We start from the raw sequence: 25,728 nt of genomic DNA, 5'->3' as shown, positions 1-25,728 counted from the left end.
GGCGGCAGCGTACGTTGACCGAGCGGCGCCCCGGTCGGAGACAGCACCAGCCAGAAACGCCGGGCCGAATCGGGGCGCCGTCGATCCAGTTCCGTCAACCGGCGCTGTAGACCAGGACGCGATTGTCGTCCCGCCGACCGACGGCGCTCCAGCCGCGGAGGGATACGCAGAGGGAGGAAACGGGCTCGGGTGACGGGTGACCCAGGAGACCGCGGACGACGGATAGTTGCCCAGGCGCAGCCCGCGCCATGGCACTCGGACAGCGGAACAGGGTCACCAGGCAGATCACCGTCGTTTCGGGCGGAGCACATTGGGCAGACAGGTTCACCTGCCTATTCGATATCGCACCACGCTTTCCACGTCATCGGAATCGCGCTCCGTACCCCAGAGTGTGGTTTGCGTTGCCGTCCAGAGGAAGAACGTTGGCGGCAGCGTCACTTCCCCGAGGGCCTCGCCTCTGCTCGATACCAGGAGCCAGTGACGACCCCTGGAATCTGGTCTAAGCTCGAGCAGTATGGAGTCGTCCATCCCCAGTACCACTCGGGAAAAATGTCGCAGGGATGGTGCCACACCGAGGCGCTCGCAAGCGCCCTGACGCTCGGGCTGGGGATTCTGCTTCTTGCAGAGCTGTCTCGCACTGTCAGCCACATGGCGCGGAACAGGTTGGCCGATGTAAGGGAGGTCCCGCCTGATCAGTGTGTCCCCGCTCGCGTCGATCCGCAACAAACGAAGCACGGTGTTCCGAGTGCCCCGTGTCGCTGGAGTTGCCGACACGAAGCCTTCGCCGCTGGGCGAGAAGGCCGTCAACCCGACCTGGCACTCAATGGTGACAAAAGAGAACGGCCCCTCAGTGCAACCGCTGTTCCGTGTCGGGAGTGTGCCAAGAAATGCCTGCCTGCGACCACCGTCGGTTGCGGACCAGACCGTGTAGAGAGCACCTTCAAGCTCACCTCGCCACAGGTCGGTCTGAGGAACTCCGGCGATCCCCGCAGCGAGCAGCAGTCCTCCGTTTCGCCGAACACCGGCCACATAGACATCACCTTGTCGTGGGGGCGTGGGCGGAGAAGTCTGGCTGGCCGAGTTCGACGCAGGGAAGGTAGTCACCCGCGCCAGGCGGCCGGTGGGCCCGATGAGAGAGACGCGGCGGAGTGCTGCGTCCACCACCCATACCGAATCCGCATTCCACCCCGACCATGCACCTAGTTGACGAAACTCTCCGGGGCCCTCGCCGCCGCGCCCGAACTTGAACAGCTGCTGACCGTCGGCGCGGAAGACGAGGACGCGATTGTCGTCCCGTTGACCGACGGCGATCCAGCCGCGAGGGGAGACGGCGATCGAGGAGATTGGACTCAAATCGCTCACGGTGCCGGAGATCTCGAGTTCGCGCACGACAGGGAGCTGTCGGTGTGCAGACTGCGCTGCCGCGCGCGAGCCGTGGACCACGGTCACGAGGTAGATCAGAGCCACCGCAACCCTAGTATGTGCGACAGACAGGGTCACCTCCCAATTCGATACCGTACCACGTTCTCCAATTCATCAGCGTCGGTCTCCGTGCCCCATGCAGCCGTTCGGCTGGCCGCCCAAAGGAAGAAACGCGTCGGGAATGTCATCCTGCCGATCGGCTCACCAGTGGGTGAAAGCGTGAGCCAGTGACGCCCTCTCATGTCTGGCTGCAACTCTAGCCAGATAGTGCTGTCGAGCCCAAGCATCACGCGATGGATGTACCGGAGCTGTGGGGAATGCGACAAATCGTTGCACGCGGCCATTCGTGCGGCCGTCGATTCCCGGGCCCGGCAAGCTGCCTTGCTGCTGTCGACGAAACTGCGTGGGATGGGAGTGCCCGAGTACCGGACAAGTCGGTGGACGAGTGAATCACCGCGCGTGCCTGTGACGGTCAGCCAGAAGCTTCCGTCTTTGGCCGTGACTCGCCCCGGTCTTGCGACGACATACCGGTCGCCAGTCGGGCTGAAGGCAGTGAGGGTCAATGGACAGGCGATTTGGTAGTAGCTATACGCCCCTTCGGTGCAGCCGTTAGTCCGGTTCGGCTCGAAACCCAGGAATGTCGCCTCCGTGCCGTCGAGCGACTGAAGCCAGATCGTTGACTGGAGCGCCTTGGGGTCCGCTCGCCAGAGGACGCGATTGATACTCCGACGAGGCTCGAGAATGCCATCGCTGTGCCGTTTGCGCCAATCCCCGTGATGTACATTTCCCCTTGTCTTGGAGCGGAAGCAGGAATTCTTCGTGAGGCAGAGTTGGGTGCCGGATTTCTGACAGTCCGCAGCAGCGTACCATCAGGGTGAATAAAAGTCAGTCGTCGAAGGGACACGTCTGTGGCCCAAAGCGTGTCTCCCACCCAGCCGACGAAGCCACCAAGCATCTGGAATTCGCCGGGCCCCGCCCCCCTTCGACCGAATCGGAAGAGCGGGCGCCCGTCCTCGCGGAACACGAGGATCCGATTGTCGTCGCGCTGGCCGACAGCAATCCAACCACGTTGTGAGACAGCCACGGACGAAATCGGACTCAGGTCATTTTTCGTGCCGGACAGCTCCAGGTCGCGCACGACTGGCAGGTTGCGGTAGGGCGTTTGGCCCTGCACCGGCGACGTGACCGTGAGGCAGACAAGCCCAGGCCAAATACCTCTCCGCGAAAGCGCGCGACAGAGCCTGCGGTGGAGGCCGCTTTGGCATCGTCCAGCTCTTGTTGACTTGTTCAACCGCGCCTCCGATATCTGGGGTATGGCGAACTGTTGGAACCCGATACGGTGTGCGTCTGGTCCGTCTCCACCACGAAGGGTTGAACCGGTATCCTATAATCTATCAATCCGCCCCCGGCCATTCTTGCCGCTCCGGCAGGGATGGCCGGGCGCTACCGTAGTAGGTCCCCTAGTAAGCGGTTGTGAGTCAATGGCTTACAATTCGCCTCCCGGCGGTGTAGTTCTTGCGATTTCGCACGGCGACCTCTGATCGGAGTCGCCGTGCGTCGTTTCGTCCTGCTCGCTGTTGCCGTCCTGCTGGTGCCCACCACCCGGGCCGCCGCCCAGACCACCACCGATACCACCGCGGTGGTCTGCCCGACCGGCCTCTCGGCGGCGGGCACCAAGGTCTGCACCGCGGCCCTCGACGGGATCACCATGATCCACCCGCTCGCGGCGCTGCTGATGAATGGCGGCAACCCGCGACTCGGGAGTGCGGGGGTCATCGGCCGCTTCGGCCACATTGCGCTCGGTCTCCGCGCCACCACGGCGATGGCCGTCGTCCCCGACCTCACCTGGGCCGGCAATACCGACACCGTTCCCGTCGGCCGCCGCGTGCAGCTCTATGCGCCGCGCGTGGACCTCGCGATGGGCCTCCTCCAGAAGCAGATGCCCACCGGCGTCGTCGGCATCGACTTCATGCTCTCGGCGCTGGTGATCCCGCGGAACCGCACCAACCTCTTCACGCCGGTCCCGGGGAGCCGCACCATCCAGGACGCGACCGTCGCGCTCGACTGGGGCATTCGCGCCGGGATGTCGAGCCCGAAGCTGCCGACCGTCTCGCTCTCGATCATGAAGCGCTCGACGCCGACGGTGCAGATGGGCGGCACCACCAATGGCCAGACGACGGCGTGGACCTTCAACGCCTCGGCGATCGACGTGCGGCTCTTCACCGGCAAGCGCTTCGGCTGGTTCGAATTCGCGGCCGGCGCTGGCGTGGATCTCCTCTCGGGGAAGGGCGAGGTCGCCTACCGCGATCCTGGGACCGGCACCGTCGGCGAGGTCCTCGAGCCGAAGCTCTCCGGGATGCGCATCGTCACGGCGCTCAACCTCGGCGTGCACGTCGGCCCGCTGCATTTCGTGGGAGAGGGGGGCTACCAGGTCGGGTCGAACCTGGCGCTGACGACGCGCTACGCCGAGAACAACCCCAACGCGGGCAAGTTCTTCGGCGGGCTGGGAGTCGTGCTGGCGCGGTGACCGATGATCAGCTCACCGCCGCCGCTTCACCCACGCCTTGCGTGGATTGTTCAGGATGTAGTGGTGCACGCGGATGGAACCCGTCCGCGACAGGATGAATCGCACGTCGAAGCTGCGCTGCCAGAGGCGATCCTCAGGTTGGAGCAGCCCGGCGGCGCGCGCGCGCCTGGTGGCATCGCACTTCATCCCGTTCACCACGATCGATAGCGATCCCGCGCGGTCCCGTGGCACCGATATCCACGACAGGACGCCGTGGATGTGGTCCGGCATCAGGGTGAATGTTCCCAGGCGGACCCACGGACGAAAGGTCGGGATCGCCAGCCACGCGGCCTCGACGACGCTCCCGATCGGGGACGGGATCAACGCGGCATCTCGGACACGACCAAGCAACGCCCGACGCTCCGCCGTCACGATGGTGACGAAGTAGCAACCGGGCGCTGCGTAATCCATTTCGGGAAGTCGGTGCCTGCGGCCCATGCGGGAACATCGCGCGACGCCGTGAAATCCGCCTGACCGGCGAATGCGCGCTGGCACTGAATCGCGCGCCGCACGCAGATCGCGCCGCGACCAGCCGCGGCCGTCAACGCGCCATCGTCGGCGTCGCGGACAGATCGTCCCGCCCCAGCCGCGGCCGTCCACGCGACATCGTTCGCGCCGCGGACAGATCGTCCCGCCCCCAGCCGCGGCCGTCAGGCCGCGGCAACCTTCCGAATGCGCCGCGGCCTGACGGCCGCAGCTGGGGCCGGTACGATCGCAACGTGTCGCGGGCTATTTCGCCTTCCCCATCCCCGACACCGTCAGATCGACGTTATGCGTCACGCGGATGCCGAAGATCCCGTCCGTCGACGCCAGCTTGTCCGGCCCGACCGTGATCGCCTTGTCGAAGCTCTGCACCGCCGTGCCGTTGACCACGCACGACGCCGTGCCGCCCTTCACGCGCCAGCCGACCGTGTTGGTCGACTTGCCGGACGCGTCGGCCTTCTTCACCGCGGCGTGCTCGACCGGCCCGGCGAGGGTCGTCACCTTGGCGCCGTGGAAGGTCTTCACCGCGTAGGTGCCGTTGCCGTACACGATGCAGTACATCAGCGACTCGGTGTCGGTGTCGAGCCCCGCACCGCCGATGAAGAGGCCGTACGAGTGCGGGTGTGACGCCGTCATCTTCGACTCGGTAAAGGTCGCCTTCACCTCGTAGTCGCCCTTCGCCACGTCGGTGTCGCGCCAGTAGTCGCCGGCGGGACCGATGGTCAGGTGAAGGTCATTCCCCATTGCCATGAACTTCGAATCCTTGATCGTCTTGCCGGAGGCGGCCGCCTTCCGGTCGATCCGGCCCTTCCACCCCGGCGCGCTGATGCCGCCACCGGCCACCGAGCGATCGGCGTCCTGGGCTGCGAGCGAGGTGGCCACGCACGAGGCAACCAACAACAAGGCGAGTGAACGCATGCGGAAACTCCTGAGGGGGGGAGGGGAACAGCGGCAGGCCATGCAGGAAGAATACGCAGGGATCCGCGGCTCGGTGTCACCCCGGCCAGCCGAACCCCCCGTGGCCTCCCGACCGGGGCCGTTCCGGGCTATCCTCAAGGCCTCACCCTGAGGATCCCCCATGCGCCTGTCCCGTCGAATCGCCCTTGCCCTCACGCTCGTCGCGGCCGCCCCGCTCCCGGCCCAGGAGCCGGTCAAGCCGGCCGGACAGGCAGAGATCCGCCCCAACCAGTTCCGTACCCCCGAGTTCCCGGCGCCGTCGATCCTCGATTACCTCCCGCGCAACACCCTGGTGGTGCCGACCCACATGGTGCCGCGGGCCAAGTATCCGGTGGTGGACCTCCATGGCCATCCGCCGACGCTGGTGCTCCCCGAGATCATCAACGGTGTGGTGCGGTCACTCGACTCACTCAACGTGCGCGTGATGATCAACGCCTCGGGGTCGTCAGGGACGCGGCTCACCCAGCAGATCGCGGGCGTGCAGGCGGCCGGTCAAGCCGAGCGGTTCCGCTTCTTCACCACGCTCAACCTGCGGGATGTTGGACCAGGGTCGGGCGCGACGATCGCCGCGCAGCTGGAGACCGACGTGAAGGCCGGCGCCGTCGGGGTGGGCGAGATCGGGAAGCAGTTCGGCGTCTCGACCAAGAAGCGCGACGGCACCCGCCTCCAGATCGACGACCCGGAGCTCGACCCCGTCTGGGAGATGGCCGCCAAGCTCAAGATTCCGGTCTTCATCCATGTGGCCGATCCGGCCGAGTTCTGGTCGCCGTTGGACTTCCGCAACGAGCGCTGGCTTGAGCTCGCCCTCTTTCCGGACCGCCGCTACCAGGACCGCAGTCGCTTTCCGGATTTCGAGACGCTGATGGGCGAGCGCGATCGGTTGTTCGCGAAGCACCCCAAGACGACCTTCGTGATCGCCCACCTCGGCTGGCATGCCCAGGACCTCGCGCGCCTCGGCAAGCTCTTCGACCGTTTCCCGAATCTCCACTCCGAGATCGGCGCGGTGCTCTATGACCTCGGCAGGCAGCCGCGCGCCGCGCACGCCTTCTTCGTGAAGTACCAGGATCGGATCCTCTTCGGGAAGGATGCGTTCTACCCGGAGGAGTACCCGTACTACTGGCGCGTCCTCGAGACCGAGGACGAGTACTTCGATTACTACCGCGGCTATCACGCCTTCTGGAAGATGTACGGCATGGGCCTGCCCGACAGCGTGCTGCAGAAGCTCTACTTCCGGAACGCGCTCCGCATCATCCCCGGCATGCCGCGCATCGGCTTCCCGAAGTGAGTGGCGCCGACACCTCGCGCTTCCGGCGCACGGCGGGGCAGGTCCTCCTGGTGCAACTGGTGACGCTGCTGCTCCTCTGGTGGCTGCAACAGCACTTCACCTCGTGAGGCGCGCCCCATGCATCCGCTGAACTGGGCGATCATCATCGGCTACCTGGTCTACGTGATCTGGGATGGCCTGCGCCGCTCGAAGAACACCACGAATATCGAGGGGTACTTCCTCGCCAACCGCTCGCTCCCCTGGTGGGCGGTGGGGCTCTCGGTCATGGCGACGCAGCTCTCGGCCGTGACGATGATCGGCACGACGGGGCAGGGCGCCACCGATGGCATGCGCTTCGTGCAGTTCTACTTCGGGCTGCCGCTGGCGATGGTGATCCTCGGCGTGACGCTGGTGCCCTTCCTCCACGGCGCGAAGGTCTTCACCGCCTACGAGTACCTCGAGAAGCGCTTCGACGCCAAGACCCGCTCGCTCACCGCGTTCCTCTTCCTGCTGTCGCGCGGGATGTCGTGCGGCACCATCATCGCGGCGCCGGCTGTGGTGTTCTCGGCGATTTTCGGCTGGAACATCGCCTGGTGCGTGGCGCTGATCGGCATCCCCACTGTGATCTACACCATGTTCGGTGGCGTGCAGGCCGTGACCTGGGCCGACGTGAAACAGATGGTGCTGATCGTCTTCGCGCTGGTCGCGATGGTGATCGTGTTGCTGGTCAAGATGCCGGTCTCGCCGGTGGACGCGTTCGAGCTGGCCGGTGCCACGGGGCGGCTCCGCGTCTTCGACTTCTCCTGGGACCTGACCAAGACCTACACCTTCTGGTCGGGCATCCTGGGCGGCACCTTCCTGATGCTCTCCTACTTCGGGACCGATCAGTCGCAGGTCCAGCGCTACCTGACCGCCAAGTCGGTCGACGACGCTCGCACGTCGCTGCTCATGAGCGCCTACTGGAAGATCCCGCTGCAGGCGCTCGTACTGATCATCGGTGTCCTGATCTGGGTGTTCAATCTCTTCAACACGCCGCCATTGCTGGTGAACCCTGCCGCAGAGCGGCAGGTGCAGGCTGCGCGTCCGGCGGAGTATCAGGCACTGCAGCAGCGCTACGTGGCCGCAGCGAACACGCGCCGCGCAGACGCCAACGGTGCCATCGCCGGCGACCTCGGTATCGGGGCGGACCGGAGCCTTCCCGACCGGGCGGCGTTCGTCGCGTCCGAGGCGAAGGTGAACGCCATCCGTGGCGAGGCGCTCGCACTGGTGACGGAAGTCACGGGTGAACCGTCCAGGGACGTCAACTACATCGTCCCCTATTTCGTGCTGCACTGGCTGCCCCTCGGCCTGGCCGGACTCTTCATCGCGGGCGTCATGGCGGCGGCGATGTCGAGCATCGCGGCGGAGTTGAACTCGCTCTCCACCGCGACAGTGATCGACTTCTATCGCCGCTGGTGGCGTCCGGAAGGCAGCGAGGCCGAACTGCTCCGCGTCTCCAAGCTCTCGACCGGCCTCTGGGGGATCTTCGCCTGCGTGGTGGCGTCCTACGCCGCCAACCTTGGCTCCCTGATCGAGGTCGTGAACCGCTTCGGCTCCTTCTTCTACGGCTCGATCCTCGGCGTCTTCATCCTCGCCATGCTGCCGCGCACGAGTGGGACTCCCGCGTTCCTCGCGCTGCTGACCGGCATGACGGCCGTGGGAGCGGTGTCCTTCGGGATGCCGGAGGTGTCGTTCCTCTGGCACAATGTGGTGGGGGCGGTGACGGTCGTGGTGGTGGGATCGCTGCTGTCGGTGGCGATGCCGCGGAAGGCGGTCGGCTGACGCGCTAAAGCGCGATCAAGAGCCGCGCGGCGAGGGTCTCGCGCGTGGGTGTCGCGCCCAGCGGGGCGAGTGCCTCGTACGCAGCAATCCGCGCCGACTCCGGGAGCGGGACCTCGGCGAGATCGAAGAGGTCGAGCGCCGCGTGCACGACGATGCCGGCGTCGTCGAGGCCATCCCGGGCCACGAGTGTCCACGCACCGGCGAGTGCCGCCGCCAGCGCGTCGGGCAACGGAAAGAGCCCATCGGCCAGCGCATCGCGCGCGGCCGGTCCGAGCGTCGCGTCAAACACCATCGGGTGCGCCGCCTGCGCGAGCAGCGCGCGGACCGGACGCGGCAGGCAGGCCAGCGGCACAACGTCGGCCGGCAGTTCCGGGGCGTCGACACGCCGGACGTGCACCCGCACCGGGATGACGCCGGGGATCACCGACTCCGCGCGCCAGCGGAGCTCCTCGCCCGTGCGCACCTGGCGGATGACGATGTCGTCGCCCTCCAGTCGGAAGGTGTGCACGGGAAGCACCAGGTCGTCCAGCGCATCGGGGGTGACGTCGCGCAGGGCCGCAATGCCGGCAGCGAGGCGCGCGGGCCCGTGCGCGTCACCCTTCACATCCCGCTGCCAGATGGTGATCCCGTCGCCCTTGGTGGGGTCGTTGCTCTGGGCGCGGCCGAGCATCTCGAGCAGCGTTGTTTCCGCGGCAGGCTGTGCTGTCGGTGGCAGCCACTCGATGGCGCGCGCGGCGTGCCGCATCACGATCGGCGGTTCGATGCGGGCGATGTCATCGAAGAACCAGCCACACGAGGTGAACATCGCCAGCGCGTGACGCTCCGCCTCGAGCAAGCGCCTCGCGGCGCTCGGCAGCTCGCCCGCCCCGTCGAGCTCCGGCCCGGCGAGGTCGCGGGTCGTCCACGGATCGCCGTGCCCTTCGGGCCAGACCCCCTCGACCACGGTGTGGACCATCTCCGCCAGCCGCTCCAGCCCGACCCGGAGCGGCGTCCGCCACGCCTGCGAGGTGTTGCCATCCATCCGGCAGCCGCAGTCGCCTTGCCAGCGCCCCAGCGAATGCGGGCAACTCCAGGCGGTCCGTTCGACCAGCACGACATCCTGCACTGGCGGGTGCGCGGCGAGCAACGCGCCGAAGTTGGTCATCTGCGTGGTGGGGTCCTGCTCGACCTGGTCGATCAGCGCGGCAAGGGCAAGATCTCCGCTGTGATGGTGATGCCCGAAGGTCTCGCCATCGGTGGCCACCGAGGTGATGGTGGGGCCGTCGTCGGCCATCGGCATCGCGGCGATGCGGGCGTGCCACCCAGTCGTGTCCCGGAGGACGTCGCTGAAGGCGATGTCGTGGGCGAGCGCGCCGTCATAGCAGAAGATCGCCAGCTCGTGCGCGCCGCTCCGCCACCGTCCCGGTCGGCCGTGCGGGGGCGGCGACGTGACCTGATGCGGCGAGAGGACGGTGAAACGAATCCCCTCCTGTGCCAGGACCTCGAGCGTCTCGCTGTCCACCGCAGTTTCGGGAAGCCACATCCCTTCCGGATCGCGGCCGAAGCGGCGGCGGAAGTCGCGGATGCCCCAGCGGACCTCGGTGACCTTGTCGCGACGCGAGGCGAGCGGGAGGATGATGTGATGGTACGGCTGGGCGATCGCGTTGCCGACGCCGAGCCGGGCGACTGAGGCGCGATCGCCGTCGACGATGGCGGCGCCGACGTCGGGGGCGTGCCAATCCAACCAGCGGAAGAGCGTCGGGCCGACGTCGAAGGAGCACCACGCGTAGGCGTTCACGGTGCGCCGGAGCAACCCCTGCGGCGTGAGCACGCGCGCGGCGGCCAGCGGCGCATAGCATTCGCGATTGATCCGTTCGTTCCAATCGTGGGCCGGGGAGGCGCTGCGCTCGCGCCGGACGAGTTCGAGCCAGGGCTCTTCGCGCGGTGGCTGATAGAAGTGACCGTGCACCACGACATCGCGCTGCGGAACGGTCATGGGTCGACGACGTCCGAGGCGGCCGCGATCGCGCCGATCAGGTCGGGGAAGGGACCGTCGATCAGGGCGAGCTCCGCGGCCAGCGTGAGCGCCGCCTGCCGATCGTGACCCGGATCTTCAAGGGCGGCGAGCAGGCGTGCCAACGCCTCGCAGTGCTCGACGAAGCGCTTGGTGGCGTAGTCACCGGCCGCGCCGGTCGAGATGATGAACTGCCAGTCGGATGATTGCGCCAGGAGCAGTTCGCGCGCGGCCTGTTCGAGCACCGGCCAGAGCCCGGGATCGTCGAGTGCCTGCGGCGCGGCGTCCCAGAAGCGCTCCTCGAGCGGCCAGAGCATCTCCCAGGTCCAATTCGTCTGCGGGCCGATCCACATCGAGAAGTCACCGTTCGCGCCCCATGAGCCCGGGCCCAGACGGATGGTCGTGTTCGGCGGCGACTCGTCGAGCATCGCACCCGCGCTCAGCGCACGGACGCGGCTGCCGTGCGCCAGTTCGCCGAAGAGCGCCTCCAGGAAGTCGACGCCCTCGAACCACCAGTGGCCGAAGAGCTCGGTGTCGAATGGCGCGACGATCGCCCGATCGCCCGGGCGGGCGGCCTGATTCACCGCCTCGAGCAACGAGGCGAAGTGCTTGGCATGGAGCCCCGCGGCGACCCGCGCCTGATCGGGGTGGTAGGGTCCCTTCTCGGCGAGATCGGCCTTGGTATCGGTGACGCTCCAGAGCTTGAGCCCACCGGGATACCGGATCTTGTGGAACTCGAGGTAGCGGCCGTCGCCCGGGTAGCCACCATGCCGGCTCCACACCTGCTCGGTCGTGCGCGGGTCGCGGACCAGGACGTGCAGCGGGCGCCCGCGCACGGGCGTGCCGAGCTGATAGGCCCGATACGGCGAGCGCGGTCCGCCCAGCCGAGGCTTGGTCGTGCCACCACCATAGAGCTCCGACGCCTCACCGGCCTCGGCGAGGTGCGCGTCGACATAGAACCAGCGGAAGCCGGCGAATCGGAGGTGATCCTCGATGCCACGACGTACGGGCACGGCGCGCGCCGACGGCAGCGGCTGCCATGGCCCGCGCGGGCGATAGGCACACTCCGGCACCCAGCAGCCGTGCGGGAGTTGGCCGAAGTGCCGCTGATGCTCCGCGCGGCCCACCAGGAGCTGGAAGCGAATCGATTCGTCGCGCCCAAGCAGCGGGAGGAAGCCGTGCGTGGCCGCGGACGAGATCAGCTCGAGGCGTCCCGCCTCCGCATGGCGTCGGAACTCGCCGATCAGGTTGCGGTCGATGGACTCCCAGATGCGCTGCAGGCCGCGCAGGTGCTGCTCCCACCAGGGGACCACCTCGAGCAGATCGAGGTCGCCGGTCTCGCGCAGCGAGGCAGGGGCTTCGGCCAGCGTTTCGAAGCGGTGGGCGAAGTAGGTGTCGAGTTCCTCACGGAACGAGGGATGCGCCAACTGCGCCGCCAGGATCGGCGTGATGCCGAGCGTGATCGGCGCGGCGATCCCCTCCGCCTCCAATCGGCGGAGTGCGCCGACGAGGGGGAGATAGGTGTCGAGCGCGGCCTCACAGATCCAGTCGCTGCCATGGGGCCAGCGACCGTGATGCAGCACCCACGGCAGGTGGGAGTGCAGCGTGAGGACGAAGCCGAGGCTCATCCCGGGCGACCGGCCCGATGGGCGATCGCGCTGGTGTAGATCGAGAGGTACTTCTCGGCGACGCGATCCCAGCCGAAGTCGCGGGCCATCGCCTCGCGCTGCATCGCCTGCCAGGCGCGATGGTCGCGCTGCTCGGTCAGCGCGCGCCAGACGCCACCCACCACGGCACGATCCTCGTAGGCATCGAAGAGGAAGCCCGTCACCCCATCGTCGATGGTGTCGGCGAGGCCGCCGACGCGCCGTGCCACCGGAATGGTGCCGTAGCGTTGCGCGCGCATCTGCGTCAGCCCGCACGGCTCGTACTGCGACGGCATCAGGAAGAGGTCGGCGCCGGCCATCAGCACGTGCTCGAGCTCGTCGGAGAACTTCCCTTCCACGCCGATGCGATGCGGCATCGCGCCCCGCAGTTGCTGCATCGCCGTTTCGTAGCGCGCCTCGCCGCTGCCGAGGAAGACGAACTGCGCCGCCGTCTGGAAGAGGGCGTGGTTCCGCACCACGATGTCGAGCCCCTTCTGCGTCACCATGCGCCCGGCCAGCGCGATCACGGGGATGAACGGATTCTCGGGCAGCCCGAAGCGGCGCTGCATGTCGGTCTTGCAGGCGCGCTTCCCGGCGAGATCGTCGGACGAATAGCGCGCCGCGAGGTGGCGATCGGTGCGCGGGTCCCACGCGTCGACGTCGATGCCATTCAGGACGCCGGTGAAGCGATCGCCCATCGACTGATAGACACCCTGCAGGCCGAAGCCGCCTTCGGGGGTCCGCAGCTCGACCGCGTGCGCCGGCGACACCGTGGTCGCCATGTCGGCGTGCGTCAGGCCGCCCTTGAGGAGGTTGACCTTGCCGTACCACTCGAGCGCGTCCGGCGTGAAGAGCGACCACGGCAAGCCGAGCTCCGGCATGACCTCGGCCGGAAAGTGTCCCTGGTAGCCGCCGTTGTGGACCGAGAGCACGACCGGAATGCGATCGAACCACGGGTCGCCGCCAAACCAGCGGCGCAGATACACCGCGGCAAGCGAGGCATGCCAGTCGTGCGCGTGGAGCACGACCGGGCCGTCCGTGAGGCGAGGAAGCGCGGCCACCGCGGCCGCCGCGAACGCCGCGAAGCGTCGATGGTTGTCGGGGTAGTCGCTGCCACCCTCGCCGTAGATCCCGGCGCGATCGAAGAAGCCATCGTGCTGGATGAAGTACGTCGGGGTCTCGGAGGCCGGGTCGTGGTCACGCCAGAGCCGGAAGCGCTCCTGCCGCCCGCCGAAATCGAGCGTGTACGGCTCGCCCACCTGCTCCATCGCGTGGAGATGCTGGTGCGCCACGCGGTAGAGCGGGAGGATCGCCGCGGTCTCGAGCCCGCGGCGCGCCTGATAGCGGTGCAGGCCCCACGCCGCCTCGGCCAGGCCACCGGTGCGCGCGTACGGATAGTACTCGGCGCTCAGGTGGACGAGCATCGGGGGTGTCCCCTCGATCGGGGGCAGCTCGAGCAGCGGCAGGGTCGTCATGCGATCATCCGAGTGGCGGGTCGTCGGGGAAGGGGTCCCCTCGGAGGATCGGCGCGTAATAGCTGTTGGCGTAGTCCTGCAGCATCCGGCGCGCGGAGAACCGCCGGCCGGCCACCTGGATCGCCGACTTCATCCGCTGGACCCAGCCCCGCGGGACGCCACGGTCGTCGCGATCGTAGTAGAGCGGCACGACCTCCTCGGTCAGCAGCCGATAGAGCTGTTCCGCGTCGGCGACATCGGCGTCCTCGCCCTCGGCCGCCTTGGGGATCGCCCAGCCGTTGCGGCCGGTATAGCCCTCTTCCCACCAGCCGTCGAGCGTGCTGAGCTGGGGCACGCCGTTGAGTGCGGCCTTCATCCCGCTGGTGCCCGAGGCCTCCAGCGGCACGCGCGGCACGTTGAGCCAGAGGTCGACGCCCTGGACCAGCACGTGGGCGAGGTGCATGTCGTACCCCTCGAGGAACGCGACGCGTCCCTCGAACATCGGGTCGCGGGCGAAGTGATACAGCTCCTGCAACACTTCCTTGCCAGGCGTGTCCTGCGGGTGCGCCTTGCCGGCGATCACCAGCTGCACGGGCCGCCGCTGGTCGGTCAGCAACGCCTTCAACCGGTCGATGTCGCGGAAGAGCAGGTTGGCGCGCTTGTAGGTCGCGAAGCGTCGCGCAAAGCCGATCGTGAAGGCATGCGGATCGAGCAGCGTGCCGGCCGCCACCACCTGCGCGGCCTCGTGCCAGTTGCCGGTCCAGCGCCGACGCGCCTCCTCGCGGATATAGCGGAGCAGCGAGCCCTTCAGCTCCTCGTGCGTATGCCAGAGTTCGCGCGCATCGAGGCCGAGCACGGCGTCCCAGGTCTCCGCCTCGTCCAACCGTTCGCTCCAATCGGGGGCGAGGTGGATGTCGAGGAGCCGCAACATCGGATTCGCCATCCAGGTGGCGAGGTGCACGCCGTTGGTGACGGCACCAATCGGCACCTCGTCGACCGGGCGGTCACCCCAGAGGTCGCCCCACAATTCGCGCGACACGACGCCGTGCCGCTGCGCCACGCCGTTCACATGCCCGGCGAGGCGGATGGCGAGGACCGTCATCTGGAACTGCCCCGGCTCGCGCGCGGGATGCACGCCCAGTCGGGGCACCCGCTCGACATCGGCGCCGAAGTCGTTGAGGAAGCTCATCCCCATGCAGGAGAGGACCTGACCCACTTCGAAGGCGTCGTGACCTGCCGGGACCGGCGTGTGGGTCGTGAAGATCGAGCTGGCGCGGACGGCCTTGGCGGCATCATCGAAAGAGACGCCCTCGAGGATCTGCTCCCGCACGCGCTCGAGGAGCATGAAGGCGGCGTGACCTTCGTTGGCATGCCACGCCCCGGGCGTGATGCCGAGGGCACGCAGCACGCGCACGCCGCCGACGCCAAGAATCCATTCCTGGCGCAGGCGCATCGGCAGGCCGCCGGCGTAGAGCTTCGAGGTCAGCTCGCGATCGTCAGGGTGGTTCGCCTCAAGATCGGTGTCGAGCAGATAGAGCACCGTGCGTCCGGCCGAGATCGTCCACGCGCGGACGTGGATCGGCCGACCGAAGGTCTCGAGCACCGTGAGCCACGGCGAGCCGTCCGGTGCAGTGACCGGGACGAGCGGTGTCGTGTCAGGACTGACGGCGTCGTCGCTGTCTTCCTGCCAGCCATCGGGGCGAATGCGCTGGTCGAAGTACCCCTTGGTATAGAAGAGGCCGATGCCGACAAGCGGGATGGCAAGATCGGAGGCCGTCTTGCAATGATCGCCGGCCAGGACGCCGAGACCGCCCGAGTAGATCGGCACCGAGGCATGGAGGCCGAACTCGGCGCAGAAATAGGCGACGGGCCGCGAGCTGTCGAGACCGGGATACTGCTCCAGGAACCACCCGGCGGGCGCCGACCGTTCGACCGCGAGCCATTCCATGACTTCGTCGTAGTGCGCACAGAAATCGGCGTCGCGCGCCAGCGCTTCCAGACGCTCCGGCGGTGCCTTCTGGAGCACGATGATCGGGTTGTGGTGTGACTCGCGCCAGACCGCGTCGTCGATCCGTCGGAACAGCGCCCGGGCCGAGCGGTGCCAGCTCCAGGCGAGGTTGGTGGCCAGCGAGGCGAGCCCCTCCAAACGGGGGGGCAGGGCGGGGATCTTGCTTCGGAGTGGAGTCATATCAGGGGAAAGAGGCGAAAGACGGCACGGGGCGCAAGGTCTTCCTTGCGCCCCGTGTCACGATCGCCCGGAAAGGCGCGTCCCGACTCACTCTTCGTCGGTCGCGATCTTCTTCTTCTCTTCGGCCGGCTTGTTGGCGTTCTTGACGTACTTGTCCAGCCAGGCCACCCAGCGGCCCCACTGGTCGAGGACGGTTTCCTTGGCGATCGGACCGTGGTCCTCGTACGGGTACATGTACAGCGACACCGTCTTCCCGAGCCCTTGCAGCGCGTGGTAGAGGCGGGTCGAGTTGATCGGGTCGGTGCCGACGTTCTGGTCGTCGGTCGAGTGATAGAGCAGCAGCGCCCCGTTCAGCTGGTCGGCATAGAGGAACGGCGACATCTCGAGGTAGGTGGTGCGCCCCTGCCAAAGGTCGCGCTGCTCGCTCTGGAAACCGTTCGGGGTGAGCGTCCGGTTGTAGGCGCCGTCACCGGCGATGCCGGCCTTGAAGAACGGGGTGTGCACCATCGCGTTGACGGTCGAGAAGGCGCCGTAGGAGTGGCCGCCGATGCCGAGGCGATGCCGATCGATGTAGCCCAGCGAATCGAGCGCGTCGATCGTCGCCGCCAGGTTGTTGCGGAGGTCGACGACGTAGTTGTCGTTCGGCAGCTGCCCCTCGGACGCGAAGATCGGCGCATCGGGTTCGATCACCGCGTATCCCACCGTGGTGAGGAACGCGAGCGACCGGGCACCGAAGGTCGGGAATCGGGTGGGCGGGTCGCCGGCGGCGGCGGTCCCGCGGTTGTAGGCCTCCTGCGTGGCATACTCGGACGGGTAGAACCAGAACATCGCCGGAAGGCGCGTTCCCTCCTTCCAGTCCGCGGGCAGGGTCACCTTCACGCGGAAGGTGTAGCCGTCGGCGCGCCGCGCCATCACCGTCTTCTTGATCGTGTTGCGGATCTCCGGCATCAGCTCGTCGTTCCGGGTGAGCTGCTTCGCGTCCTTCGTCGCCAGCGTCAGGAGATACGACTGCGGCACGGCGGTCGGCGATTCGCGCTGGATGATGGCGGTGGCGAAGTCGTCATCGAGCGGTGCCGAAATGGTCTCGACGAGGTCGCCCTTCCCCTCGTAGAGGCGGGTGCGCGTACCCGTCGCGAGTTCGACGCGGTCCACCCACGGCCGAGCGATCTTGGTGGTGGAGTCGGTGGTGCTGCCCTGCAGGAACGTCGACTTGCGGTCGGTGGAGAGCATCACGACCGGCGCACCGCGGCTGCCGAGCCGGGTCACGATGCCCGCGGCGCCGGCCCCACCGCGGCCACCGGGCGCACCACCCGCGCCACGCCCGCCGGCAGCGTTGGCCGTGTCGCCCGCCGCGCGTGGCGCGGGCGTCACCAGGGCGACCTTGCGGTTGCTGTCGGCGAGGAAGACGGCGTACTCGAAGGTGCCGCGCGTCGCCGTCTCGGTGGTGAAGAGGATGCTGCCATCTTCCGAGAACCGCGCGTTCGCAATGCGATTGTCGGTCTGGTACACCAGCGTGGCCGACGTCGAGTCAAACGGTGGCAGCCAGTGCATCAACCGGTCGGGACGCGTCGCGGCGGTGCCGTTCGTGCCGCGTCCACCCGCGGGCGCCGGCGCCGGTGCCACCGCTGTGTCGCCGGCCGCACGCGGCGGGCGGGCGGGTGCCCTGAGCTGCTGCACGTACAGCATCCCGGGCTTGAAGGGGTGCCAGGCGAGGTTGCGCTTCGCCGTGTCGGCGGCCGCGGCCGCAGCGGCGCCGGCGGCAGGTGCGCCTGCGGGACGGTTCGCGGTGCTGTCGCCGAGTTCGTTCTCGCGCAGGGGCCGATTGCTGAGTTCCCGCACGAGCTTCCCGGTTCCGTCGAGGATCACTTCGCGCGATCCGAACGACGACACCGGGAGCACGTACGAGAACGGCTTCTCCTGGTAGGTGATCCGGAAGAACTTCGCATCCGGCGACGCGTCCAGCGTCCGGATCATCCCCGGCGCCCCGATCTTCGTCGCCGCCCGGCTCTTCACGTCGATGACGGCGAGCTGCCCCACGCTGTAGTACTCGACCAATGCCTTGTCGTGGCTGTTCTCGAGCAGGTCAGCGTACGTCCGGGTCTTCAACTTGGCGCCTTCGTTGACGCGAATCATCGGCTCCGTCGCCACCGGTGCCGGCTTCGGTTCGGCCGTGTGACCGTCCGGGAGCAACACTGCCACGATCGACTTCCCATCCGCGGTCCACTCGAAGCTCGTGACGTGCGTCGCAAGGAGCGGCGTCTTCGTCAGCGGCCGGGACCGTCCGGTCGTCGGGTCGGCGAGGTAGATATGCGTCGCGTCGTCGAACAGGGCGTGGAAGGCGAGGGTGCCGCCATCGGGCGACCACGCGGTGGTGCCGACGCGCGCGCCGGCCGGGATCTGAATCGGAAGCGTGGTGCCGCTGGTCCGATCATACAGCTCGATCCCCGCGCGGCTGCTGGTCGTCATGCTCCGGCTGCGATTGCCGCGGATGTCGACCTGGAACCCACCGAGATTGTGATAGGGCTTCCCCATCAGCGCGAGCGTCGGCATCCCGTCGCTCACCGAGCGCACGAACCAGCGGCGCGTCACCGGACTTGGGCTCGCGTAGCTCACCGCGTTTTCGCGCGGCGCCGTCACGAGGCGCGCCACCTCGGCGGGCGGCGTGACGTAACGTTCGGCGACGATTGTCGAATCGGCCCAGGTCTTTGGTCCGGTCGGCGCAGGCTTGGCGTTTTGCGCCGAGAGCGCGGAGGTCGAGAGAAGGCCGATGGCCAGGGCGAACAGCGCTGAGCGACGCATGCGTGGGACTCCAGGTAGATCGGAGGATGGAGCGGGGATGCAGGAAGGTACCGCCGGAACAGAGAGGAGGGAACAGGGCCGTGTGTCCGCTCGGGGCCCGATCGCGTCACCTGAAGAAGCGCGGGCACTGTCCGGTGTCCCGCCGAGGTCATTCCATCGGTGGCGCTCCCCGCTGAGCGCGCCGAGCCCCGTGGAGGAACCACCTATGCTGCAGACCGTCGCCATTGTCCTGATCGTGCTCTGGGCCCTTGGATTGGGGACCGGCTATGCTCTCGGCGGGTTGATCCACATCCTGCTGGTGGTTGCGCTGATCTCGTTGATCATGCGATTCGCGTCGGGGCGGAAGGTCGTCTAGCGAGAAGCGAGAAGCGAGAAGCGAGAAGCGAGAAGCGTGGCCCGGCGGGGAGATCTGTCCGCTGGGCCACGCTTCTCGCTTCTCGCTTCTCGCCCTAGTGCGTCAACTTCCGATACTTGATCCGGTGCGGCTCATTCGCCGCCATCCCCTTCCGGCGCTTCAGGTCGGCCTCGTAGTCCTGGTAGTTCCCCTCGAACCACACCACCTCGGAGTCACCCTCGAAGGCGAGGATGTGCGTCGCGATGCGATCGAGGAACCAGCGATCGTGCGAAATGACCACGGCGCAGCCGGAGAAGGTCAGCAGCGCGTCTTCGAGCGCGCGCAGCGTGTCGACATCGAGGTCGTTCGTCGGCTCGTCGAGGAGGAGCATGTTGCCACCGCTCTTCAGCAGCTTCGCCAGGTGCAACCGGTTCCGCTCGCCGCCCGACATCAGGCCGACCTTCTTCTGCTGGTCGGAGCCCTTGAAGCCGAACCAGCCGCAGTAGGCGCGCGAGTTCACGGTGCGGGTGCCGAACTGCAGGTTGTCGTAGTCGCCGGCGATCTCCTGGTAGACCGTCTTCTCCGGGTCGAGCGCCTCGCGTGACTGGTCGACGTACGACGGCACCACCGTCTTGCCGACGATCAGTTCGCCGCCATCGGCCTGCTCCGTCCCCATGATCATCCGGAACAGCGTCGTCTTGCCGGCGCCGTTCGGGCCGATGATGCCCACGATCCCGGACCGCGGCAACGCGAAGTCGACATTCTCGAAGAGCAGCTTGTCGCCGAACGCCTTGGTGAGCTTCTTCGCGATCACGACTTCATCGCCGAGGCGCGGCGCGGGCGGGATGAGGATCTCGTGCCCGGCCACATCGGCCTTCGCCTCTTCCTCGACCAGCGCCTCGTAGGCGCCGAGTCGCGCCTTGCTCTTGGCCTGCCGCGCCTTGGGGCTCATCCGCACCCACTCGAGCTCGCGCTCGAGCGTCCGCTTCCGCGCCGAGGCCTGCTTCTCCTCGGTGGCGAGCTTCTTCTCCTTCTGGTCAAGCCACGACGAATAGTTGCCCTTCCAGGGCACGCCCTCGCCGCGATCGAGCTCGAGGATCCACTCGGCCGCATTGTCGAGGAAGTACCGATCGTGGGTGATCGCGACGACGGTGCCCGGGAAGTCCTTGAGGTACCGTTCCAGCCACGCCACCGATTCGGCGTCGAGGTGGTTGGTGGGTTCGTCGAGCAGGAGCATGTCCGGCTTCGAGAGCAGGAGGCGACAGAGGGCAACGCGCCGCTTCTCACCACCGGAGAGGGTGTCCACCTTTGCATCGGCCGGCGGGAGCCGCAACGCGTCCATCGCGATGTCGAGCGTCCGGTCGATCTCCCAGGCGTTGGCCGCGTCGATCCGGTCCTGCAGCGCGGCCTGCTTGTCGAGGAGGACGGTCATCTCGTCGTCGCTCATCGGCTCGGCGAACTTCATCGAGATTTCCTCGAACCGCGTCAGGAGCGCACGCGTCTCGGCCAACGCCTCCTCGACGTTGCCGCGGACGTCCTTGGTCGGGTCGAGCAACGGCTCCTGCGGGAGGTAGCCGATCTTGACGCCGTCCGCGGGCTTTGCCTCGCCGAGGAAATCCTGGTCGACGCCCGCCATGATCTTGAGGAGGGAGGACTTGCCGCTCCCGTTCGACCCGATCACGCCGATCTTGGCGCCCGGGAAGAAGGAGAGATAGATCCCCTTGAGGATCTCGCGCTGGGGGGGGACGATCTTGCGAAGATCCCGCATCGTGAAGATGTATTGGTGGCTCATGGACGAGAAAATAGTCGAAGGGGCCCCCCTACGACTTACGACCTACGACCTATGACCCTCCACCGAGACCCAATGCGACTCCTGACCCTGCTCCTCCTCCTCGCCACCCCCCTCTCCGCACAGGGCCGCGACTGCGACGGCTATCTCACACCGCTGGTCGTGCCGGCCGGGTTCTGTGTGCGGCCCTTCGCCGAGAAGGTCGGGCCGGTCCGGCACCTGGTGGTCCATCCGACCGGCGTCGTGATCGCGGCGACCAAGCTTCCCCCCGGACTGGTGTCGCTCGCCGACACGAGCGGCGACGGGCAGGCCGACGTCGTCACCCGCCTCGGTCCCGGGGAAGGGGGCACCGGCGTGGCCTGGCGGGCCGGCTGGCTCTATTTCGCCGCCGACATCGGGATCTATCGCATCCCCTGGCCAGCCACCTCGCGGGCGCCGACGGGAGCCGGCGAGTGGATCGTCGAGCGGCTCCCGGCTGGTGGCAGCGGCTGGGCGCACTACATGAAGGGCATCGTGGCGGCCGCTGATGGGGCGCTCTACGTCTCGATCGGATCGGCCAGCGACAACTGTCAGGCGGGCAGCGGCGAGCGGGCGATGCGCGTCCCCGGACAGTGGCCCTGTCCGGAACTCACCACTCGGGCAGGGATCTGGCGTTTCGTGCCGCCAGCGCCGGGGAAGGCGGGGTGGGTGGGGAGTCGTTACGCCACCGGGCTCCGCAACGCGATGGCGATGACCCAGGACGCTGCGACCGGGACGCTCTGGGCCCTCTCCCACGGCCGGGACTTCCTCAATCGAACGTGGGGCGTCGGCGACGAGGAATCGGCCGACCAGCCTGCCGAACTGCTGGTCCGCGTTACGTCGGGCGCGGACTTCGGCTGGCCGTACTGCATGGGGCGCTGGCGATCCAACTCGCCGGCCACGCTGGTGGTCGCCCCGGAATACGCCAACCAGGCGGGGGCGGCCTGTGCCACGAGAACGCAGCCCGCGCTGGGATTTCCTGGGCACTGGGCGCCGATGGCCGTCGCGATGGCCACCGAAGCGATGCCCGAGGGGTGGCGTCACGGGCTGCTGATCGCCTTCCATGGCTCCCGGAGCCGCTCGCCACTGCCGGAGGCGGGGCACCAGTTGCTCTACCAGCCTCTCGATGCCGCGGGGTTGCCGGCCGGCGAAGCCAGGATCCTGCTTCGGAGCAGCGATCGCCCCGGGACCCTCCGGCTTGCCGGGGTGGCTGTCGCTGCCAATGGCATGGTGTACCTCGCCGACGATGACTTCGGCCGGATCATCCGGATCGAGAAGCGCTGAGCGCTATATTTCGGGGTTCCGCGCTGACCTGCGCGGCCCTTCACCCCGACTCTGATAGGTGGTTCATGCGCCGTTCCTCCCTGCTCGCTGCGCTCCTCTTTGCCCCGGCCGCCATGGCGGCGCAGGGCCCCGCCGTCGGCGACGTCGCGCCGGCCTTCTCGATGACCCTGTCGGGGAAGGACGGGACGATTGCCGAGCCGGTCACCTTGGCGTCACTCAAGGGCAAGGTGGTGGTCCTCGCCTTCTTCCCGCGGGCGCGCACCTCGGGCTGCACCATCCAGATGAAGGCGTACCGCGATCGCTACGCCGAGCTCTTCGGCAAGGACGTGGAGCTGATCGCCATCTCGACCGACACCCCCGAGGCGCAGGCGTCCTGGGCCAAGGATGAGGCGTTTCCGTTTCGCTTCGGCGCGGACGTGAACGCCCGGGTCGGCAAGGCCTACGAGGTCACCACGGCGGCCGGCATGATGGATAGCCGGGTGCTCTTCGTCATCGGCAAGGATGGCAAGGTCGCCAAGGTGATGCGGCCGTTTCGGGAGATCGATCCGACCTCCTACACCGAGCTTGGGGTCGCCATCGCCGCCGCCCGCAAGTAGGCCGGGTGCAACAACTGTCCGGCGCCCCGCGTAGAGCGGGGCATCCGGACCCCCATTCCCACCCACGCAGGAGCTCCACCCCATGATGCAGCGCCTGGCCGGTCGCCCCGGCCTTCTCTTCGGCCTCGTGGTGGCCGGTGCCACCGTCGCCCTTGCCACTCCCGTCGTGGCGCAGGATCGACTCAAGAGCATGCCCGGCTACGAGCAGTACACCCGGATGGCGCCCCAGCTGAATGGCACCGTCAAGCTGGGCACCGTGCTTGGTGGGTGGGTGGATGCTGGCAAGGCCTACGAATACACCGCCGACGGCAAGCGCTATCGCTTTGACGCGGCCACGAAGAAGATCGCCGAGACGACCGTGGCCGGCACGCCGGTGACGCCGCCGGCCGGTGGGCGTGGCGCGGGAGGGCGCGGTGGCGCCGGCATCGAGCGCGGGCGGCAGGCGACGGAAGCGATCTCGCCTTCCGGCAAGCTGAAGGCGGTCTACCGCGACCGGAACCTCGTCCTCACCGACAGCAGCGGTGGCAACGGGGCGCCGATCACGACCGACGGCAGCGAGAAGGAGCGGATCAAGTACGGAACCGCGAGCTGGGTCTATGGCGAAGAGTTGAGTCAGACCACCGCGATGTGGTGGAATCCGGCCAGCACCAAGGTCGCGTACTACCGCTTCGACGAGAAGCCGGTCCCCGATTACTACATCCAGATGGATCAGACCAAGGTCCAGACGTCGCTCGACATCGAAGCGTACCCGAAGGCCGGCGTCGACAATCCGATCGTCGACCTCTTCGTCTATGACGTCGCCTCGAAGCAGTCGATCAAGCTCGACATTCGCGACGGCAAGCCGTGGAGCAACGACGTGGTCGGTCACTACGTCTACAACGTGCGCTGGTCGCCCGATGGCAAGGAACTGCTGGTCAATCGCACCAACCGCCGCCAGAACATCCTCGAGTTTGCGGCCTGCTCGCCCGAGAGCGGCAAGTGCCGCGTCGTCATTCGCGAGGAGTGGCCGACGGGCTGGGTCGAGAATCGCCCCGCGATGACCTGGCTGGCCGACAACAACCGATTCCTCTGGGTCTCCGAGCGGAACGGCTTCAAGAACTTCTATCTCTATGACCTCTCCGGGAAGCTGATTGCCCCGGTGACGCAGCATCAGTTCGAGGTCGTGAACATCGTCAAGCTCGACGAGGCGGCGGGCGTGCTCTGGTACACCGCGCGCGACGGCGACAACTTCCTCAAGGTGCAGCTGCATCGCGTCGGCCTGAACGGCAAGGGCGACGTGCGCCTGACCGACAAGGCCTACACCCACGCGGTGACGCTGTCGCCCGACGCGAAGTTCATCGTCGACGTGGCCCAGGCGCACGACGTGCCCCCGTTCACCCGGATCCTCGATGCCACCGGCAAGGTCGTCGCGGAGCTGGCCAAGTCGGACATGACCAAGTTCAACGAACTCGGCCTGAAGAAGTCCGAGGTCTTTACCTACCTCGCCGCCGATGGCAAGACGCCGCTGCTGGGGATGATCCAGTATCCGTCGAACTTCGATCCCTCCAAGAAGTATCCGGCGCTGCTCTCGATCTACGGCGGCCCGGCCTCCGCGGCGACGCGCGAGACGTGGACCCCGCCGACCGCGATGGCCGAGTACGGCTTCCTGGTCCTGACCCTCGACTCGCGCGCCGCCCCCGGCATGGGCAAGCGCACGCTGGACGATCTCTACATGAAGCTCGGGCAGACCGAGATGAACGACTTCGCCGAAGGGCTCAAGGAGCTCGGCAAGCGGCCCTACTTCGACGCCAAGCGGGTCGGCGTCTTCGGCACGTCCTACGGTGGCTACACCTCGGCGATGATGGTGCTGCGCTTCCCGGATCTCGTCGCGGCCGCCTCGGCCTCGTCGGCAGTGACGGCATGGAATCACTACGACACGATCTACACCGAGCGCTACATGTGGATTCCGCAGGAGAATGCGGAGGGCTACACCAAGGGTTCGGCGATGACCTATGCCAAGGACCTCAAGGGCCGGCTGCTGATCTACTACGGCACCGCCGACAACAACGTGCACCCGAACAACTCGATGCAGCTCATCAAGGCGCTGCAGCAGGCGGGGAAGAGTTTCGAGGTGCAGGTCGGGCCGGACGCCGGGCACACCGGCGTCAACAACCAGCGGATGATGGAGTTCTTCATCGAGAACCTGGTGATGAAGATCTCGCCAGTGTCCTGAGCGTCGACCAGGAGCGCATGCACAACGGGGGGCCGCAGTCGCGGCCCCCCGTTGGCGTTCCTCCTGCTGGCTACTTCGCGAAGATCTGGGTCGGGTCCTGAAACGCCTTGAATTCGAGCGCGTTGCCGGCAGGGTCGAGCAGGAACATCGTGGCCTGCTCGCCGACCTGTCCCACGAACCGGATCCCCGGCTCGATGATGAACGCGACGCCTGCCGTGCGGAGTCTGTCCGCCAGCGCGTGCCAGGCATCCCATCCCAGCACCACGCCGAAATGCCGCACCGGGACGGCGTGGCCGTCGACCTGGTTCGCCGCCGTCTTGCCCAGCTCGTCGGGGGCCAGATGCGCCACGATCTGGTGGCCGTGGAAATTGAAGTCGATCCACTGGTCGGAGGAGCGGCCCTCCGGGCACCCGAGCAACCCGCCATAGAAGCGGCGCGCGGCCTCGAGGTCGTCGACGGGGAAGGCGAGGTGGAACGGAGGGATCGTGGACACGGGGCGCCTGGGTAGAGGATGATCGATGATCGATGAGCGATGGTCGATGGTCGAGAACCGATGATCGGCTGGGCAGCTCGCCCCGTCAATGGGGTCAATGGGGATATCGATCATCGGCCATCGATCATCGATCATCGGCCATCGATCATCGATCATCGATCATCGACCCCCTTGACGACCCTCTCCCCCCTACGTACAATCCATCCACAATCGATGGTATCCGTGGTGATTTGCCGCTGCTTGCAGCCACGTTAAATAAATGCTAAAGTGCACAGGACGCCTGGCGGCAGTATGCCCCCGGCGTTTTTCGTGTGCGGGGGTCCTGATTCATCGACGGAGCAGGGAATGACCTGGCAGCCACGGCATCGCCGAATGCACATGCGAATGCTTCTTGTGACCGGAACTCCCA

17 protein-coding genes and 1 riboswitch are annotated in these 25,728 nt (G+C 67.4%); of the genes, 7 read left to right on the top strand and 10 right to left on the bottom strand.

Features of this window, described 5'->3' with window-relative positions; all coding sequences use genetic code 11:
• Positions 1–324 precede the first annotated feature (324 nt).
• Positions 325–1,467, bottom strand: a complete 1,143-nt coding sequence (locus tag IPG05_04405; GenBank protein MBK6494334.1) for a hypothetical protein — start codon at positions 1,465–1,467, stop codon at positions 325–327.
• Positions 1,468–2,974: 1,507 nt separating this feature from the next.
• Between IPG05_04405 and IPG05_04400 the strand changes: the two genes are divergently transcribed.
• A complete protein-coding gene (locus IPG05_04400; GenBank protein ID MBK6494333.1) occupies positions 2,975–3,949 on the top strand; it encodes a hypothetical protein in 975 nt (324 codons plus the stop codon).
• A gap of 12 nt (positions 3,950–3,961) precedes the next feature.
• Here the strand turns inward: IPG05_04400 and IPG05_04395 are convergent, their stop codons facing one another.
• Positions 3,962–4,399: a hypothetical protein gene (locus tag IPG05_04395; protein ID MBK6494332.1), complete on the bottom strand. Its 438-nt coding sequence runs from the start codon at positions 4,397–4,399 to the stop codon at positions 3,962–3,964.
• Between the two features lie 318 nt (positions 4,400–4,717).
• Positions 4,718–5,389, bottom strand: coding sequence for a hypothetical protein (locus IPG05_04390; GenBank protein ID MBK6494331.1), 672 nt, complete (start codon positions 5,387–5,389; stop codon positions 4,718–4,720).
• A gap of 160 nt (positions 5,390–5,549) precedes the next feature.
• Between IPG05_04390 and IPG05_04385 the strand changes: the two genes are divergently transcribed.
• Together IPG05_04385 and IPG05_04380 are read left to right on the top strand one after the other, a co-directional pair.
• Positions 5,550–6,713: an amidohydrolase gene (locus tag IPG05_04385; GenBank protein MBK6494330.1), complete on the top strand. Its 1,164-nt coding sequence runs from the start codon at positions 5,550–5,552 to the stop codon at positions 6,711–6,713.
• A 117-nt stretch (positions 6,714–6,830) separates the two neighbouring features.
• Entirely contained in the window at positions 6,831–8,513 is a 1,683-nt protein-coding gene (locus tag IPG05_04380) for a sodium:solute symporter (GenBank protein ID MBK6494329.1), read from the top strand.
• Between the two features lie 4 nt (positions 8,514–8,517).
• Here the strand turns inward: IPG05_04380 and IPG05_04375 are convergent, their stop codons facing one another.
• The 5 genes from IPG05_04375 to IPG05_04355 all read right to left on the bottom strand — a co-directional run bounded on the left by IPG05_04375 (position 8,518) and on the right by IPG05_04355 (position 18,593).
• Entirely contained in the window at positions 8,518–10,488 is a 1,971-nt protein-coding gene (locus IPG05_04375; GenBank protein MBK6494328.1) for a DUF3536 domain-containing protein, read from the bottom strand.
• Positions 10,485–12,134 (bottom strand): DUF1957 domain-containing protein, encoded by a 1,650-nt coding sequence (locus IPG05_04370; protein MBK6494327.1) that lies wholly within the window; start codon positions 12,132–12,134, stop codon positions 10,485–10,487. The genes IPG05_04375 and IPG05_04370 overlap by 4 nt, the downstream gene beginning before the upstream one ends.
• Complete coding sequence (locus IPG05_04365; GenBank protein MBK6494326.1) at positions 12,131–13,627, bottom strand: glycogen synthase; 1,497 nt, start codon at positions 13,625–13,627, stop codon at positions 12,131–12,133. Before IPG05_04365 ends, IPG05_04370 begins: the two co-directional genes overlap by 4 nt.
• A gap of 4 nt (positions 13,628–13,631) precedes the next feature.
• Entirely contained in the window at positions 13,632–15,794 is a 2,163-nt protein-coding gene (glgP, locus tag IPG05_04360) for an alpha-glucan family phosphorylase (GenBank protein MBK6494325.1), read from the bottom strand.
• Positions 15,795–15,881: 87 nt separating this feature from the next.
• Positions 15,882–18,593 carry a prolyl oligopeptidase family serine peptidase gene (locus IPG05_04355; protein ID MBK6494324.1) on the bottom strand — a complete coding sequence of 904 codons (2,712 nt, stop codon included), beginning with the start codon at positions 18,591–18,593 and terminating at the stop codon, positions 15,882–15,884.
• A gap of 205 nt (positions 18,594–18,798) precedes the next feature.
• Here IPG05_04355 and IPG05_04350 point away from each other — a divergent pair, with 205 nt between their 5' ends.
• Entirely contained in the window at positions 18,799–18,948 is a 150-nt protein-coding gene (locus IPG05_04350; GenBank protein MBK6494323.1) for a lmo0937 family membrane protein, read from the top strand.
• Between the two features lie 94 nt (positions 18,949–19,042).
• On the opposite strand, the gene ettA is transcribed toward IPG05_04350, so the two are convergent.
• A complete protein-coding gene (ettA, locus tag IPG05_04345) occupies positions 19,043–20,719 on the bottom strand; it encodes an energy-dependent translational throttle protein EttA (GenBank protein ID MBK6494322.1) in 1,677 nt (558 codons plus the stop codon).
• A gap of 72 nt (positions 20,720–20,791) precedes the next feature.
• Here ettA and IPG05_04340 point away from each other — a divergent pair, with 72 nt between their 5' ends.
• From IPG05_04340 to IPG05_04330, 3 genes are all read left to right on the top strand, one after another.
• Entirely contained in the window at positions 20,792–22,018 is a 1,227-nt protein-coding gene (locus IPG05_04340; GenBank protein MBK6494321.1) for a PQQ-dependent sugar dehydrogenase, read from the top strand.
• 65 nt (positions 22,019–22,083) lie between these two features.
• On the top strand, positions 22,084–22,614 hold the full coding sequence (locus IPG05_04335) for a redoxin domain-containing protein (protein ID MBK6494320.1): 531 nt from the start codon (positions 22,084–22,086) through the stop codon (positions 22,612–22,614).
• 85 nt (positions 22,615–22,699) lie between these two features.
• Positions 22,700–24,826 (top strand): DPP IV N-terminal domain-containing protein, encoded by a 2,127-nt coding sequence (locus IPG05_04330; GenBank protein ID MBK6494319.1) that lies wholly within the window; start codon positions 22,700–22,702, stop codon positions 24,824–24,826.
• 70 nt (positions 24,827–24,896) lie between these two features.
• Here the strand turns inward: IPG05_04330 and IPG05_04325 are convergent, their stop codons facing one another.
• Entirely contained in the window at positions 24,897–25,433 is a 537-nt protein-coding gene (locus tag IPG05_04325) for a VOC family protein (protein MBK6494318.1), read from the bottom strand.
• Between the two features lie 98 nt (positions 25,434–25,531).
• Positions 25,532–25,606: riboswitch (SAM riboswitch) on the top strand.
• Positions 25,607–25,728: the final 122 nt, after the last annotated feature.

This window comes from Gemmatimonadota bacterium (genome assembly GCA_016704275.1).
Classification (GTDB): domain Bacteria; phylum Gemmatimonadota; class Gemmatimonadetes; order Gemmatimonadales; family GWC2-71-9; genus Palsa-1233.
The sequence above is the reverse complement of the archived record's forward strand: the minus strand, read 5'-3'. Positions and strand labels throughout refer to the sequence as shown.